The 15,127-nt window shown below is 60.4% G+C and carries 13 protein-coding genes; 3 read left to right on the top strand and 10 right to left on the bottom strand.

Annotation, left to right across the window (positions count from 1 at the left end):
- Positions 1-24 precede the first annotated feature (24 nt).
- Positions 25-618: a transcriptional regulator BetI gene (betI, locus tag ACA065_RS28425; protein ID WP_032858683.1), complete on the bottom strand. Its 594-nt coding sequence runs from the start codon at positions 616-618 to the stop codon at positions 25-27.
- A gap of 391 nt (positions 619-1,009) precedes the next feature.
- Between betI and ACA065_RS28420 the strand changes: the two genes are divergently transcribed.
- Entirely contained in the window at positions 1,010-2,944 is a 1,935-nt protein-coding gene (locus ACA065_RS28420; protein ID WP_497695431.1) for a BCCT family transporter, read from the top strand.
- 186 nt (positions 2,945-3,130) lie between these two features.
- Here the strand turns inward: ACA065_RS28420 and choV are convergent, their stop codons facing one another.
- The 3 genes from choV to ACA065_RS28405 form a co-directional block, all read right to left on the bottom strand.
- Entirely contained in the window at positions 3,131-4,309 is a 1,179-nt protein-coding gene (choV, locus tag ACA065_RS28415) for a choline ABC transporter ATP-binding protein (protein WP_497692434.1), read from the bottom strand.
- The gene (gene choW / locus ACA065_RS28410) at positions 4,306-5,151 is read right to left on the bottom strand and encodes a choline ABC transporter permease subunit (RefSeq protein WP_497692433.1); all 846 of its coding nucleotides are present in this window, start codon (positions 5,149-5,151) and stop codon (positions 4,306-4,308) included. The genes choV and choW overlap by 4 nt, the downstream gene beginning before the upstream one ends.
- A gap of 66 nt (positions 5,152-5,217) precedes the next feature.
- Positions 5,218-6,165 carry a choline ABC transporter substrate-binding protein gene (locus ACA065_RS28405; protein ID WP_497692432.1) on the bottom strand — a complete coding sequence of 316 codons (948 nt, stop codon included), beginning with the start codon at positions 6,163-6,165 and terminating at the stop codon, positions 5,218-5,220.
- Between the two features lie 416 nt (positions 6,166-6,581).
- Between ACA065_RS28405 and ACA065_RS28400 the strand changes: the two genes are divergently transcribed.
- Together ACA065_RS28400 and gbdR are read left to right on the top strand one after the other, a co-directional pair.
- A complete protein-coding gene (locus tag ACA065_RS28400; RefSeq protein WP_497692431.1) occupies positions 6,582-7,958 on the top strand; it encodes an L-serine ammonia-lyase in 1,377 nt (458 codons plus the stop codon).
- Positions 7,959-8,457: 499 nt separating this feature from the next.
- Positions 8,458-9,561: a choline metabolism transcriptional regulator GbdR gene (gbdR, locus tag ACA065_RS28395; protein WP_005792167.1), complete on the top strand. Its 1,104-nt coding sequence runs from the start codon at positions 8,458-8,460 to the stop codon at positions 9,559-9,561.
- An 89-nt stretch (positions 9,562-9,650) separates the two neighbouring features.
- On the opposite strand, the gene ACA065_RS28390 is transcribed toward gbdR, so the two are convergent.
- The 6 genes from ACA065_RS28390 to ACA065_RS28365 form a co-directional block, all read right to left on the bottom strand.
- Positions 9,651-9,914 carry a hypothetical protein gene (locus ACA065_RS28390; protein ID WP_106575603.1) on the bottom strand — a complete coding sequence of 88 codons (264 nt, stop codon included), beginning with the start codon at positions 9,912-9,914 and terminating at the stop codon, positions 9,651-9,653.
- A 377-nt stretch (positions 9,915-10,291) separates the two neighbouring features.
- Entirely contained in the window at positions 10,292-11,452 is a 1,161-nt protein-coding gene (locus ACA065_RS28385; protein WP_497692430.1) for a gamma-butyrobetaine dioxygenase, read from the bottom strand.
- Between the two features lie 9 nt (positions 11,453-11,461).
- A complete protein-coding gene (locus ACA065_RS28380) occupies positions 11,462-11,941 on the bottom strand; it encodes a thioesterase family protein (protein WP_497692429.1) in 480 nt (159 codons plus the stop codon).
- A gap of 120 nt (positions 11,942-12,061) precedes the next feature.
- On the bottom strand, positions 12,062-13,027 hold the full coding sequence (locus ACA065_RS28375; RefSeq protein WP_497692428.1) for an L-carnitine dehydrogenase: 966 nt from the start codon (positions 13,025-13,027) through the stop codon (positions 12,062-12,064).
- A gap of 146 nt (positions 13,028-13,173) precedes the next feature.
- The gene (gene cdhC / locus ACA065_RS28370) at positions 13,174-14,061 is read right to left on the bottom strand and encodes a 3-dehydrocarnitine:acetyl-CoA trimethylamine transferase CdhC (RefSeq protein ID WP_497692427.1); all 888 of its coding nucleotides are present in this window, start codon (positions 14,059-14,061) and stop codon (positions 13,174-13,176) included.
- 77 nt (positions 14,062-14,138) lie between these two features.
- Positions 14,139-15,083, bottom strand: coding sequence for a choline ABC transporter substrate-binding protein (locus ACA065_RS28365; RefSeq protein WP_497692426.1), 945 nt, complete (start codon positions 15,081-15,083; stop codon positions 14,139-14,141).
- Positions 15,084-15,127 lie beyond the last annotated feature (44 nt).

Raw genomic sequence — 15,127 nt, 5'->3', positions numbered from 1 at the left:
AGGGGCTGAGCGGTTATGTGTGCTCTAACTCACCTGCTTGGCCAATTGGAAATCCATGTATTCGTAAGCGATCCGCTGCGCCTGCTCCGTGTCGAAAGCGTCTCCCGACAGGGCACCGCGCAACCACAAACCGTCGATCAAAGCCGCCAGGCCCCGGGCTGCGCTGCGTGCATCTTCCAGCGGCAGCACACGGCGGAACTGGCAGCACAGGTTGGAATACAAACGGTGATCGTTGATCCGCTGCAACCTGTGCAATGACGGGTGGTGCATGCTGGTGGCCCAGAAGGCCAGCCAGGTTTTCATTGCCGGGCCGTTGACCTGGCTGGCGTCGAAGTTGCCGCCGATGATCACCTGCAGGTGGGCACGGGGGCTGTCTTCCTTCAACGCTTGCCTGCGTTCGTGGACGTTCTCGATCAGCACATTCATCAAGTACCGCATCGTTGCGGCGATCAGGCCGTTCTTGTCCTGAAAGTAGTGACTGATGATGCCGTTCGAGACGCCGGCCAAACGGGCGATCAGCGCAATGCTGGCATCTCCCATTCCGACCTGATCGATGGCCGTCAAGGTGGCTTCGATCAACTGCTGGCGGCGTATGGGTTGCATACCGACCTTGGGCATGTAGCACCTCTCCTTAGGCCTGCCGGTGGGCGATAAACGTCCGTCGGCTTGAAGGCCAGTCTATTTTGTTTTGATTGAACGTTCAATCAACAAAGAATAAGATCTGCGACAAATGGTCGCGACCTACAGATATTTCCTACCTGTGAGCCACTGCCTCTGACACCTGCAAAAACCCTTGAAACAGGCCATCTCAGGGCCTGGCCATTGCTTCGGCACGGCTCAAGAATTTTCGGGGTGTCTTTATAACACCCGTCCGTCGACTGCCGAAAAATCGATGTCCCGGGATAACCGTTGCCTTGTGTTTCTCTCTCGCACTGCCTGGAGCATCTGCGCCATGAGTTCTGCCTCTCTTATAAAGACCCCGCCGGAAAAGGTCCGGGTCAACGGTTGGGTGTTTTACACCTCCACCGCGCTCATTCTGTTGTTGACCGCCATTCTGATCATCGCCCCGCAGGAGGCCGGGCGCATGCTCGGCGTAGCACAGGCCTGGCTGTCGAAAAGCTTCGGTTGGTACTACATGGTGGTCATCGCCGCTTACCTGGTGTTCGTGGTCGGCCTGGCGTTTTCGTCCTATGGCAAGTTGAAACTGGGCAGCAAGGACGACACCCCGGACTTCAGCTACGGCGCCTGGGCCGGCATGTTGTTCTCGTCGGGCATCGGCATCTCGCTGCTGTACTTCGGTGCCTCGGAGCCTTTGGACCACTACTTCAACCCGCCCGAAGGCGCGGCCGCCAGCAATGGTGCGGCACGCCAGGCGCTGCAACTGACCTTCCTGCACTGGGGCCTGCACGGCTGGGCGATCTATGCACTGGTCGGCCTGGCCGTGGCGTACTTCGCGTATCGCCATAACCAGCCGCTGGCGTTGCGTTCGGCGCTGTACCCGCTGGTGGGCGAGCGTTGGGTGAAAGGCGCGGCCGGCCACGCGGTGGACGGTTTCGGCATGTTCGTGACCCTGCTGGGCCTGGTGACGAACCTGGGGATTGGTTCGATGCAGGTGTCGTCTGGGTTGGAAAACCTGTTCGGTATGCAGCACAGCAATACCAACCTGTTGATCGTGATCATCGTGATGAGCACCGTGGCGACCATCGCCGCCGTGTCGGGTGTGGAAAACGGCATTCGCCGCCTGTCCAACCTCAACATTGTGCTGTTCAGCGGTTTGCTGATCTTTGTGCTGCTGTTCGGCCCGACCCTGCACCTGCTCAACGGCCTGGTGCAGAACACCGGTGACTACCTCAACGGTATCGTGCTGAAAACCTTCGACCTCTATGTGTACGAAGGCGACGCCGACAAGACCGAGCGCTGGATGGGCCTGTGGACCCTGTTCTACTGGGCCTGGTGGATTTCCTGGGCGCCATTCGTAGGCATGTTCATTGCGCGTATTTCCCGTGGCCGCACCGTGCGTGAACTGGTGGCTGGCGTGCTGCTGATTCCGCTGGGCTTCACCTTGGCGTGGTTGTCGATCTTCGGTAACTCGGCACTGGACCTGGTGCTGAACCACGGTGCGGTGGAGTTGGGCAAGACGGCGCTGGAACAACCGTCGATGGCCATCTACCAACTGCTGGAGCATTACCCGGCGTCGAAAATCGTCATCGGCGTGTCGATCTTCGTGGGCTTCGTGCTGTTCCTGACCCCGGCGGATTCCGGCGCGGTGATGATGGCCAACCTTTCTTGCAAAGGCGGCAATGTGGACGAAGATGCGCCGCATTGGCTGCGAATCTTCTGGTCGGTCGTGATCACCCTGGTGACCATCGGCCTGCTGTTTGCCGGCAACTTTGAAGCCATGCAAACCATGGTGGTGTTGGCGGGATTGCCGTTCTCGGTGGTGCTGATTCTGTTCATGTTCGGTTTGCACAAGGCCATGCGCCAGGACGTGGCCATCGAACAGGAGCAGGCGCAATTGGCCGAGCGTGGCCGTCGTGGTTTCAGCGAGCGTTTGACCGCCCTGGACCTGCAACCAAGCCAGGGCACTGTGCAACGCTTTATGGACAAGCACGTCACGCCTGCGCTGGAAGAAGCGGCGGTTGCGTTGCGTGATCAGGGGCTGCAAGTGCAGACCCTGCTGGGTAAATCCAAGCGTTGCATTGGTGTGCGTATCGAGATGGAAGAGGGCAACCCGTTTGTCTATGAAGTGAGCCTGGATGCTTACTCGTCGGCACCGAGCGACTTGCCCGAAGAAGAGCGCACGCGTTACTACCGGGCCGAGGTCTACCTGCACAATGGGCCTCAGGAATACGACCTGATGGGCTTTGCCCAGGAACAAATCACCCGGGACGTGCTCGATCAGTTTGAAAGCCATCGGCAGCTCCTTGGCCGTGTCTATAGCTGATAGTTGAGCGGGGCGGCGCCGTCACTGGCGCCGCTTATTCAGTGCGTAAACAGATCAAAATGTGGGAGCGGGCTTGCTCGCGAATGCGGTGGATCAGTGACAGATGTGTTGACTGACACACCGCATTCGCGAGCAAGCCCGCTCCCACATTGACCCCGTTTCTTCAGCGGGGTTTGGGGTGTTGGCCTAGCCCAGGTTCTTGCCCAGCAGGGCGTGGTACAGCTCGCTGTCCCCCAAAATCCCCACCACTTGGTTGTTGTTGTGCAACACCAGCTTGTTCCCCGTGTGATACCGAATCTGCAACGCATCGCGCATGCCGATATTCGAATCCACCAGCGTCGGTACACGGCCCAAACCTTCCACCGGTTGTCCCGGCGCCCAGTTCTGCAGATTCAACGGCGTGCCGTTCTGGCGTGCGCCTTTAATCACATTGCCTTCAGTCAGGTCCAGCCACGAATCACCACCCGGGTCCAGGCTGATGGAGCCGTTGACGTGGGTGCAGTTGTCCAGGGTGCGCATCAGGCTGCGACCGCACAGAACGTTCAGCGGGTTGGTATGCGCGACGAAGGTGCGCACATAGTCATCCGCCGGGTTCAGCACGATCTCTTCCGGCACGCTGTACTGGATGATCTTGCCGTCTTTCATGATCGCGATGCGGCTGCCCAATTTGAGCGCTTCATCCAGGTCGTGGCTCACAAACACAATGGTCTTGCTCAGCTTGCGTTGCAGCTCCAGCAATTCATCTTGCAGGCCTTGGCGAATCAGCGGGTCGAGGGCGGAGAAAGGTTCGTCCATCAGCAGGATATCGGCGTCCATCGCCAACGCGCGGGCCAGGCCGACGCGCTGCTGCATGCCGCCGGACAATTCGTCGGGCTTCTTGTTGCGCCATTGGGCCAGGCCCACCAGCTCGAGTTTTTCATCCACCAGCGCGCGCCGCTCTTTCTCCGGGCGGCCCTGCATTTCAAGACCGAAGCTGATGTTCTCGCGCACCGTCAGCCAGGGCATCAAGGCGAACTTCTGGAACACCATGGCGATGCGCTTGGTGCGCATCATTTTCAGCTCGGCAGGCGTGCAGGACGCGATGTCGATCTGGCGCCCTTCATGCTCTACAAACAACTGGCCACGGCTGACGGTGTTGAGGCCGTTGATGCAGCGCAGCAAGCTCGACTTGCCCGAGCCCGACAGGCCCATCAGCACGCAGATCTCGCCTTTTTCCACGTCCAGGCTGGCTTTTTCAACGCCGACAATCTGCCCGGTCTTTTTCAGGATCTCGTTGCGGTGCATGCCCTGGTCGAGCAGCTTGAGGGCTTCGCGCGGGTCTTTGGAGAAGATCACGTCGACATTGTCGAATCGGATAATGCTCATGCATCACCCCCTACTTTGGCGTCGGGTTGTTTGCAGATGCGGTCGAGCATGATGGCCAGCAATACGATTGCCAGGCCGGCTTCAAAGCCCAGGGCAATGTCAGCGGTGTTGAGTGCGTTGACCACCGGCTTGCCGAGGCCGTCGGCGCCCACCAGGGCCGCGATCACCACCATCGACAGCGACAGCATGATGCATTGGGTAATGCCGGCGGCAATGCTCGGCATGGCGTGGGGCAGTTCAATGCGTGAGAGCAACTGACGGCGCGAGCAGCCAAAGGCCTTGCCGGCGTCCATCAACTCTTGCGGCACATCACGGATGCCCAGGTAGGTCAGACGGATAGGCGCGGCAATCGCGAACACCACCGTGGAAATCAGCCCAGGCACCACACCCAGCCCGAAGAGGGTCAGGGTAGGGATGAGGTAGACGAAGGTCGGTACGGTCTGCATCAGGTCGAGCACCGGCCGCATCAGGGTGTAGAACATCGGTTTGTGCGCGGCAACAATGCCCAGCGGCACACCGATGACCACGCAGACCAGGGTGGCGAACAACACCTGCGCGAGGGTTTCCATGGTTTCCTGCCAGTACCCAAGGTTCAGGATCAGCAGGAAGGAGGCAATGACAAACGCCGTCAGGCCCCATTTGCGTTGAATAAAGTGAGCGAGTAGCGCAACCAGACCGATCAATGCCAGCGGATTGAACCAGGTCAGCGCAAACGTCACGCCGTGGATCATCGTTTCCAGGGTCGATGCGATTGCGTCGAAGTAGTTGGCACCGTGTTGGGTCAACCATTCGACGAAGGCAGCGATGTACTGGCCTAGTGGGATTTTATGTTCAGTCAGCATGGTAGTGAATGTCCACATGCGAAGGGGAAAACATCCCGGACCAGCGCACCGGTCCGGGGTCAGCAATTACTTGTCGAGGTAAGCTTTAACGGCCTCCAAACCGGGTTTGCCATCAACCGTAGTCACACCGGCCAGCCAGGTGTCGAGCACTTGCGGGTTCTTCTTCAGCCAGGCCTTGGCGGCGGCGTCGGGTTTCATCTTGTCGTCCAGGACGTTGCCCATCAGGGTGCTTTCCATGTTCAGGGTGAACGACAGGTTTTTCAGCAACTGGCCCACGTTGCTGCATTCCTGCGTGTAGCCCTTGCGCACGTTGGTGTAGATGGTGGCCTGGCCGTAGTTGGGGCCGAACGAGTCGTCACCACCGGTCAGGTATTTCATCTTGAAGCGGGTGTTCATCGGGTGCGGTTCCCAGCCGAGGAACACGATGGCCTGGCCACGCTTGGAGGCGCGTTCCACTTGCGAGAGCATCCCGGCTTCGCTGGACTCAACCACTTTGAAACCCGCGGTTTTCAGGCCGAAGGCGTCTTTGTCGATGAGCGTCTGGATGGTGCGGTTGCCGTCGTTACCCGGTTCGATACCGTAGATCTTGCCGCCCAGTTCATCCTTGAATTTGACGATGTCGGCGAAGTCTTTCAGGCCCTTGTTGTACAGCGCTTCTGGTACGGCCAGGGTGTACTTGGCGTTTTCCAGGTTGGCGCGCACGGTTTCCACGGTGCCGGCATCACGGTACTGCTTGATGTCGTTTTCCATGGTCGGCATCCAGTTGCCGAGGAAGATGTCCATGTTCTTGCCGTCGGCCAGCGACTTGTAGGTCACCGGCACCGAAATCATCGTGGTGCGCGGCTTGTAGCCGAGGCCCTTGAGCACTTCGCTGGTGGTTGCGGTGGTGACGGTGATGTCGGTCCAGCCGACATCGGAGAAGTTAACGGTCTTGCACTGTTCCGGTTCTGCAGCGTGTGCCAGGGCTGGCAGACTCAGCATGGCGGCCAACAACAACGAGGGTGAACCTTTCATCGGGGTAGACTCCTGTGTCTTTTTTCTGGCGGCATTCGCCGCGCTTTATAAGTGTTGCGGTTGGGTCGTGCATCGAGGCGACGGCACGGTGCCTTGCAAACGAGTCGAGACTGATCATGTACCAGTGAAAATCTGACGCCTACAGGGGGCGTCGTATCCAGTACAGGGATGGTCGTATCCAGTGTCGGTGACGTCGCTTACAGATTTTTCCAATGGCAAAACCGCAGTTTTTACCGATCTGCACCGCTAAAAACGGCCAAAACGCCCGATCGCACGGGAGCGACGCTGGTGAGCATGGTTACGTCGGTGTGAGACGCCGTGAGGGCGGATAAAAGCTTGATGATGCCGCCATCTGGGCGATCTGAGCGTAGCAGCTCCTTGGTGTCCGGCCTGCTCACCTGCGGAGTTACACGTTAATGGCTATCAGTGTTTTCGACCTGTTCAAGATCGGCATCGGGCCTTCGAGTTCTCACACCGTCGGCCCCATGCGCGCCGCGGCGTTGTTCGTCCAGGCATTACGTGAACGTGAACTGTTGGAACAAGTACGGCGCGTCGAAGTTCAGCTGTATGGCTCATTGTCGGCCACCGGCATCGGCCACGGCAGCGACACCGCCACCATCATGGGCCTGATGGGCGAATGGCCGGACGCCATCGACCCGGCGCAAATCGGCCTGCGTATTCACACCCTGCGCGAGACCGACACACTGCTGCTCGACGGCCGTTTGCCGGTGTCGTTCATCTGGGCCCGCGACATGCGCCTGCTCGACGAAAACCTGCCGTTTCACCCCAACGCCATGACCCTCGTCGTGTTCGGCGATGAAGGCGAGCTGCACCGCGACACTTACTATTCAGTCGGCGGCGGCTTTGTAGTGGACGAGGCCCAGGCGCAAAGTGGCGTGGCCGACATGGACCGCACCGAACTGCCGTATGATTTTTCCAGCGCGGTGGAGCTGTTGCAGCTGTGCAAGACCCACAACCTGCGCGTGGCGCAATTGATGCTGGCCAATGAAAAAACCTGGCGTAGCGAAGAAGACATCCGCAGCGGCCTGATGAAGCTGTGGCGCGCCATGCAAGATTGCGTGGAGCAGGGCCTCAAGCACGAGGGCATCTTGCCCGGCGGCTTGAACGTGCGCCGGCGCGCCGCCAAATTGCACCGCAGCTTGCAGGAGTTGGGCAAGCCGAATGTGATTGGCTCGACCTTGAGTGCCATGGAGTGGGTCAACCTGTTCGCCCTGGCGGTGAATGAAGAAAACGCAGCGGGTGGGCGCATGGTCACCGCGCCGACCAATGGCGCGGCGGGGATCATTCCGGCGGTGCTGCATTACTTTATGAAGTTCAGCGAAGAGGTCACCGAAGCCAACGTCGTCGACTACCTGTTGGGTGCGGCGGCGGTGGGGATCCTGTGCAAAAAGAACGCCTCGATCTCGGGTGCCGAAGTCGGTTGCCAGGGTGAAGTGGGTTCGGCCTGCGCGATGGCCGCCGCTGGGTTGGCCGAGATTCTTGGCGCCACGCCGGAGCAGGTGTGCAACGCCGCCGAAATTGGCCTGGAACACAACCTCGGCCTGACCTGCGACCCGGTGGGCGGGCTGGTGCAAGTGCCGTGCATCGAGCGCAATGCGATTGCCGCCGTCAAGGCGATCAACGCCGCGCAAATGGCGCTGCGCGGTGACGGCCAGCACTTTATCTCCCTGGACCGGGTAATCCGCACCATGCGCGATACCGGCGCGGACATGCATGACAAGTACAAGGAAACATCGCGGGGCGGGTTGGCGGTGAGTGCGGTTGAGTGTTGATCCAGTGATACCGCCATCGCAGGCAAGCCAGCTCCCACAGGGGAATGCATTCCAAATGTGGGAGCTGGCTTGCCTGCGATCGCGGTAGTCGCAGCAACACTGCTCATAAAGTGAACACCGGAACCAAAAGGCGCCACCTTTTAGCGCGTCGCAAACAGATAAGTAGCCCTCAGACGATTCCCCTCCCGACCACCCGTCACTCGTGCGCGCGGTGACAGACTTTTCCTACGCCCGCAAAGCGCCTTCCCACAAGTGCTACCGATCTGCTCACACCCCGTGAGCGGGCTCACTCCAGCGTCCTTTTCGGGGCATATCCCGTACGTGTTGCGCGGGCTTATATAGACGCGTCATCAGGTCGTTTTCAGGAGTTATTGAATGGCCATTCAATTTTAGGCATGGCATTTGCTCTATCAATTCAAAGTCTCTCCTTTCCAGGGCGAGCGCAATAACAAGAGCCTCGCCTGAGGCCATCACCCGCTTTGTGTGAGGAGATACCGCGATGACGTCGTTCAACTCCGGGGCTCAACCCCAGAACCGTGCGCCTCAATCCATCGGCTTTTTGCTGCTGGACAATTTCACGCTGATTTCCCTGGCGTCTGCAGTGGAACCCCTGCGCATGGCCAACCAGCTGTCCGGCCGCGAGCTGTATCGCTGGACAACCCTGAGTGTCGACGGCAACCAAGTGTGGGCCAGCGACGGTCTGCAAATCACCCCCGATGCCTCCATGCACAAAGCCCCGGCCCTGGACACTGTGATCGTGTGCGGCGGCGTGGGTATCCAGCGCACCGTTACCCGTGAACATGTGTCGTGGCTGCAAAGCCAGGCGCGCCAGTCGCGTCGCCTCGGCGCCGTATGCACCGGCAGTTGGGCCCTGGCCTGCGCCGGTTTGCTCGACGGTTTTGACTGCAGCGTGCACTGGGAATGCCTGGCGTCGATGCAGGAAGCCTTCCCGCGCGTGGCCATGAGCACACGCCTGTTTACGCTGGACCGTAACCGCTTCACCAGTTCGGGCGGCACCGCGCCGCTGGACATGATGCTGCACCTGATCAGCCGCGACCACGGCCGTGAATTGTCGGCTGCCATCTCCGAAATGTTTGTGTACGAACGCATCCGCAACGAGCAGGATCACCAGCGCGTGCCGCTCAAGCACATGCTCGGCACCAACCAGCCGAAACTGCAGGAAATCGTCGCGCTGATGGAAGCCAACCTCGAAGAGCCCATCGACCTGGACGAGCTGGCGGTATACGTCGCCGTGTCGCGCCGTCAGCTGGAGCGGCTGTTCCAGAAATACCTGCACTGCTCACCATCGCGTTACTACCTCAAGCTGCGCCTGATCCGTGCGCGGCAGCTGCTCAAGCAAACGCCGATGTCGATCATCGAAGTGGCCTCGGTGTGCGGGTTTGTGTCCACGCCGCACTTCTCCAAGTGCTACCGCGAATACTTCGGCATTCCGCCACGCGATGAACGCGTAGGCTCCAACACCACCCAGCAAGTGGCGATGATGCCGATTCCGCAGGCGCTGGTGTTGTCACCGTTGTCGGGGCCGATGTCGGCGTTGAGCCAGGCCAGGAATGAGTCGACGTTCGCGAGTGTAAGGCTCTAGACCGAGTCGCCTGCATTCGCGAGCAAGCCCGCTCCCACATTTGGAATGCATTCCCCTGTGGGCGCTGGCTTGCCTGCGATAGCGATCTATCAGGCGCCAGAGTTCTGCTTGAACTGCACCAAAGCCGGCAACAACTGCTTATCGATCGCCTGACGCACAGCCGGCAAGATCGTCGCACTGCCGGTGTACATCTGTTCCACCATGCCCTTGAGCGCCTTGGCCCGCGCGGCGCTCAAACCGCGCACCGCACACTCGCAAGCCTGCTCGGCGGTGGCACCGCTGGACACTTCAAAACCCAGCGAGCGCAGTTGGCCCAGCAGGTCATCCTGGTCAATCAAATCCGCGTGCATCATGACGTTCATCCTGGTGTAGGGAGCGGGGACTGACTGGGATTCTGGTAGGCCCTCGGCCGGTCGGCAAGGGCAGAATTGACGAATGGCTCAGATGGCTATGAACAGGTCGTTTTCGGGTCATTTACCGACACAAGTAACAGGCACACTGAAGGCCAGGCACGCACCTTGAAGGTTTGGTCACCCTCGGGATGTCACGCTCACACCCAGCACTCTGCCCCGAACCAGTCACGGCTGGATCGGGGCTTTTTTTGCCTGGGGTTTGTGGTAGATGTGCCGGCCTCTTCGCGAGCAAGCCCGCTCCCACATTCGACCGCATTTCAAAGATAAAACTCGGTCAAATGTGGGAGCGGGCTTGCTCGCGAATGCCGCGCCTCGGTCTACCGCTGCAACACCAGAATTCTAGAAAGCAACTCATCCCTGTCGATGTAACAACCCTGGAAATGCCGCGCCCCGGAAGCCGGGTCAAACGCATTACGCGCATGTAAGGTGCGGCGGTTATCAAAGCACCACAACTCCCCCGGATTCAGGCGCTTGACCAGCCGAAAACGCGCTTCCCGCGTCATCGCGATAAAGCGCCGATACGCGCGATACAACAACGGCATCTGTTCAACCGGCGCCTCGAACGGCCCACGCAAAAAGTTGGCCATGCGGATCTCCGCGACTTCCCCCAAGGCATCCAGCGCAATGATCGGCGCGAGGCGGCGGTAGTCGCTGTGACGGTCTTTATTGCGAAACTCAACGGGGATTTCACACAGCGCGCGAAACGCCTCGGGGTCTTCGATGCGCAGTGCATTGGCGATGGCAAACCCATCGACAAAAATACTCTCGCCGCCCGTGGCATCGTTCACCAGGCAATGCAGAAATTGCAGCCCCGGTTGCAGCTCGCGTGTGGGCAAATCGCTGTGCAACGGCAGGTTGAAAGCGGTGTAGGCATTGCTGTCGGCATCGGCCTTGGATTGCACGTTGAACAGCACGCCGAAGTTACTCTCGCGAATGAACGAAATGCGCTTGGCGATCAGTGCCAGGGAACCGGGTTCGGTGGGCACTCCACGGATTTGCGTGAGGCCCGAGTCACGCAAGGCCAGCAACCATTGCAGCAGGGTTTTCGAGTCTTCCATCACGGCTGCGTAGTCGAATACGGGTAACTCGAAAGCGCTGTCCCACAACCGCGATTTGGGTTTGGCTGCACGGCGCTCGGCGCGGGATTCATCATCGTAGGCATGTGCCCGCAGCCAGCCCGGATCGTATTGGCTGCGATGACCGCCGTGCCATTCCACGCTCAGAAAACCTTGATCAACATGCGCACTGACGGCGGTGAGATTGTCTGCTACATCGACAATCTCCAGCACCTGCTCGCGGGTCACGCTGTACACGCATTCCGCGCACGGGCAGTTGTCCCGCAGCCATTGATGATGGAACGGGCTCACCCGCCCATCGGCCCATTGCACGCGAAGCTGATCAGCCAGCACTTGCACCTCGGCGAGGTCGCAGATTGTTGGGTAGGTACGGAAGTCGGCAACAGCGGCGGCGGTTTGCATGGCGATTCCTTAGTGTTTTTTGGGCGGTAATCCAATCACGCGGCCGAGCAGAGCAGGCCTTGGCAGGTCGGCCTGGTCAGCGCTGATGGCAATGAGTTCCCCCAGGGTGGCCTCGGTGAACGGTGCCGAATGCGGGCCGGCGAGGTCGACGTGCAGCAGCATCTGTTCATTGCCGGCCAGTTCTTTCTCATCACCGACCAGGTGCAGGCTGTGATAGAGGTGCAGGCGCTTGGCATCGTGAGCGATCAATTGGGTGTGCACCTCTACCTCTGCACCAAGTTTCACCTCGTGCAGGTAGTTAAGGTGCAGCTCCAGGGTGAACAACGAGTGGCCGCTGGCTTCGCGGTTTTCACTGTCCAAACCCAGGGTGTCCATCAGCGCATCGGTGGCGTAGCTGAAGATCAGCAGGTAGAACGCGTCGCGCAGGTGGCCGTTGTAATCCACCCAGTCGGGCTGGATGTTGGTGGTGTAGGTGGTCAATGCGGGCATGGCGTGGATTCCGAAAATGTACTCGGTCAAAAATGTGGGAGCTGGCTTGCCTGCGATAGCGGCGGTGAGTCGTACATCGCTATCGCCGGCAAGCCAGCTCCCACATGAAACCAACAGCGGTTACTCAGCGAAGCTCATACCGTGCTTGGCTTTGGTGGTCTTCACCGCTTCCAGCACCGCCAGCAGGCAATCATCACGATAGCGCTCCAGCGCCGAAATGCTGTGTTTGCCCAACTGCTCGCTGGTGCCATCGACCACATCGTCAATCAACTTGTCGGTCAGCTCCGGCGCCGGCAAATACGTCCACGGCAACTGCAACGCCGGGCCGAACTGTGCCATGAAGTGCCGCATCCCGGCATCGCCGCCGGCAAGGGTGTAGGTGAGGAACGTGCCCATGAACGACCAGCGCAAGCCAGCGCCAAAACGGATCGCATCGTCGATCTCGCCGGTGGTCGCCACGCCGTCATTGACCAAGTGCAACGCCTCACGCCACAGCGCTTCGAGCAGGCGGTCGGCAATAAACCCCGGCACTTCCTTACGCACGTGCAACGGGCGCATGCCGAGGGATTCATACACCTTGATCGCCGCTTGAATGGCTTCGGGTGCAGTGTGCTTGCCGCCCACCACTTCCACCAGCGGCAACAGGTAAACCGGGTTGAACGGGTGGCCGACCACGCAGCGTTCCGGGTGGGTCGAGCCCTCGTAGAACTCACTCGGCAACAGGCCCGAAGTGCTGGAGCCTATCAACGCATTCGGCTTGGCCGCCGCGCTGATCTTGCTGTGCAGTTCCAGTTTCAGCTCCAGGCGTTCCGGAGCGCTTTCCTGGATGAAATCGGCGTCTTTCACGCACTCTTCAATAGTGGCGACAAAGCGCAGGCGGTCCTGGGAGGCACCCGGCGCCAGGCCTTGTTTTTCCAGGGCGCCCCAGGCGTTGGCGACGCGTTTGCGCAGGGCCGCTTCGGCACCGGGCGCCGGGTCCCAGGCGACCACGTCCAGCCCGTGGGCCAGGGCGCGGGACACCCAGCCGCTGCCGATAACGCCGCTGCCGAGGGCGGCGAAGGTTTTGATTTCGGTGATAAAGCGCATGTCGACGTTCCCTGAATAATGTGAAGAACCCTGTGGGAGCGGGCTTGCTCGCGAATGCGGTGTGTCAGTTGATGCATTCGGTGACTGATTCACCGTCTTCGCGAGCAAGCCCGCTCCCACATTTTTAATTCGGTTTCGGCAGGAAGTTAGCCGCGCTTGGTCAGGCCCATCTTCACGCGGCCTTCCGCCGGGGTCATAACCCGTGCGCCCAGGCGGCTGAGGATTTCACTCGCCCGCTCCACCAGCTGACCGTTGGTGGCCAGCACGCCTTTGTCCAGCCACAGGTTGTCTTCCAGGCCGACCCGCACGTTGCCGCCCAGCAGCACGGCTTGTGCGGCCATCGGCATTTGCATGCGGCCGATGCCGAAGCCTGCCCACACTGCGTCGGCGGGCAGGTTGTCGACCATGGCTTTCATGGTGGTGGTGTCGGCCGGTGCGCCCCACGGGATGCCCAGGCACAGTTGGAACAGCGGGTTATCGAGCAAGCCTTCCTTGATCATCTGTTTGGCGAACCACAGGTGGCCGGTGTCGAAAATTTCCAGTTCAGGCTTAACGCCCAGCTCTTGAATGCGCTTGGCGCCAGCACGCAGTTGCGCCGGGGTGGACACGTAAATGGTGTCGCCATCGCCGAAGTTCAGCGTGCCGCAATCGAGTGTGCAGATTTCCGGCAGCAGCGCTTCCACGTGGGCCAGGCGCGTCAGCGGGCCGACCAGATCAGTGTTGGGGCCGAATTCCATCGGGTTTTCGCCGCCGCCGATTTCCAGGTCACCGCCCATGCCAGCGGTGAGGTTGACGATAATGTCGATGTCGGCCTCGCGGATGCGCTCCATCACTTCGCGGTACAGCGCTACATCGCGGCTGAACTTGCCGGTTTGCGGGTCACGCACATGGCAATGCACCACGGTCGCGCCGGCTTTGGCGGCCTCTACGGCAGCGGCGGCGATTTGTTTGGGAGTGACCGGCACGTGTGGGCTTCTGCCGGTCGTGTCGCCAGCACCGGTGAGTGCGCAGGTGATGATGACGTCGTGGTTCATGAGTCGGTTCCTTACAGGCGGGCGTAGTGATGCCGCGCGCAGCCAACAGCGGCTGCGACGCGGTGATTCGGGTCAGGTTATTTGCTGGTCAATTGCAGGTTGGCCGCGGCCGGTTTGCCGTCGAAGGTGGTCACGCCTTCGAGCCAGCGCTGCTGGTCTTGCGGGTGGTCCTTTAGCCACTGCCTGGCGGATTCGAGCGCGTCTTTGTGATCCAGCAACGGCTGCATCATTCGGCTCTCGTCGGCGGCGGTGAAGGTCAGGTTGGTCAGCAGCTTGTGCACGTTGGGGCATTGTTCGGCGTAGGTGGGCGAGGTGACGCTCCACACCGTGGCCATGCCTTCGTTCGGGCCCAGGGCGTCGTCGCTGCCGGTAAGGTAAGTCATCGCCACGTTGACGTTCATTGGGTGCGGCGCCCAGCCGAAGAACACCACGGCTTCCTTGCGGCGTACCGCGCGGTCCACGGCGGCGAGCATGCCGGCTTCGCTGGACTCCACCAGCTGGAACTTGCCCAGGCCGAACTGGTTCTTGGCGATCATCGCCTTGATCTGGGTGTTGGCGCCCGAACCTGGCTCGATGCCGTAGATCTTGCCGCCCAGCTCCTTCTCGAACTTGGCGATGTCGGCGAAGGTTTTCAGGCCTTTGTCCGCCAGGTAAGTCGGCACGGCGAGGGTGGCGCGCGCGTCTTCCAGGCTCGGCTTCTCGAGGACTTTGACTTGTTTGGCGTTGACGAACGGCGTGATGGTCTGGGTCATCAACGGGTTCCAGTAGCCCAGGAACAGGTCCAGGCGCTGGTCACGGATGCCGGCGAAGATGATTTGCTGGGAGGCGCTGGTCTGTTTGGTCTTGTAGCCGAGGCCGTCGAGCAACACTTGGGTCATGGCGCTGGTGGCGATCACGTCGGTCCAGTTCACCACGCCCATGCGCACGTTCCGGCAAGATTCTGCGTCGGCCGCGAATACGCTGGTGCTCAAAATGGCGCTGGCGCTGAGTGCGAGCACGCAGCGGCTGATCAGTCGGTTCATGGTGGATCCCTCGGCAGGTCGTTATTGTGGGGTCCGGCGTCTTT

The sequence above is a fragment of the Pseudomonas sp. LBUM1640 genome, from assembly GCF_059716225.1.
Note: the sequence above shows the minus strand (reverse complement) of the source record. Positions and strands in the feature narration are given on the sequence as shown.

What these genes read in the sequence shown, in the direction of transcription:
- betI (WP_032858683.1), bottom strand. Translation starts at nt 618, where the DNA reads ATGCCCAAGGTCGGTATGCAACCCATACGCCGCCAGCAGTTGATCGAA.
- choV (WP_497692434.1), bottom strand. Translation starts at nt 4,309, where the DNA reads ATGAGCATTATCCGATTCGACAATGTCGACGTGATCTTCTCCAAAGAC.
- choW (WP_497692433.1), bottom strand. Translation starts at nt 5,151, where the DNA reads ATGCTGACTGAACATAAAATCCCACTAGGCCAGTACATCGCTGCCTTC.
- ACA065_RS28405 (WP_497692432.1), bottom strand. Translation starts at nt 6,165, where the DNA reads ATGAAAGGTTCACCCTCGTTGTTGTTGGCCGCCATGCTGAGTCTGCCA.
- ACA065_RS28400 (WP_497692431.1), top strand. Translation starts at nt 6,582, where the DNA reads ATGGCTATCAGTGTTTTCGACCTGTTCAAGATCGGCATCGGGCCTTCG.
- gbdR (WP_005792167.1), top strand. Translation starts at nt 8,458, where the DNA reads ATGACGTCGTTCAACTCCGGGGCTCAACCCCAGAACCGTGCGCCTCAA.
- ACA065_RS28390 (WP_106575603.1), bottom strand. Translation starts at nt 9,914, where the DNA reads ATGATGCACGCGGATTTGATTGACCAGGATGACCTGCTGGGCCAACTG.
- ACA065_RS28385 (WP_497692430.1), bottom strand. Translation starts at nt 11,452, where the DNA reads ATGCAAACCGCCGCCGCTGTTGCCGACTTCCGTACCTACCCAACAATC.
- ACA065_RS28380 (WP_497692429.1), bottom strand. Translation starts at nt 11,941, where the DNA reads ATGCCCGCATTGACCACCTACACCACCAACATCCAGCCCGACTGGGTG.
- ACA065_RS28375 (WP_497692428.1), bottom strand. Translation starts at nt 13,027, where the DNA reads ATGCGCTTTATCACCGAAATCAAAACCTTCGCCGCCCTCGGCAGCGGC.
- cdhC (WP_497692427.1), bottom strand. Translation starts at nt 14,061, where the DNA reads ATGAACCACGACGTCATCATCACCTGCGCACTCACCGGTGCTGGCGAC.
- ACA065_RS28365 (WP_497692426.1), bottom strand. Translation starts at nt 15,083, where the DNA reads ATGAACCGACTGATCAGCCGCTGCGTGCTCGCACTCAGCGCCAGCGCC.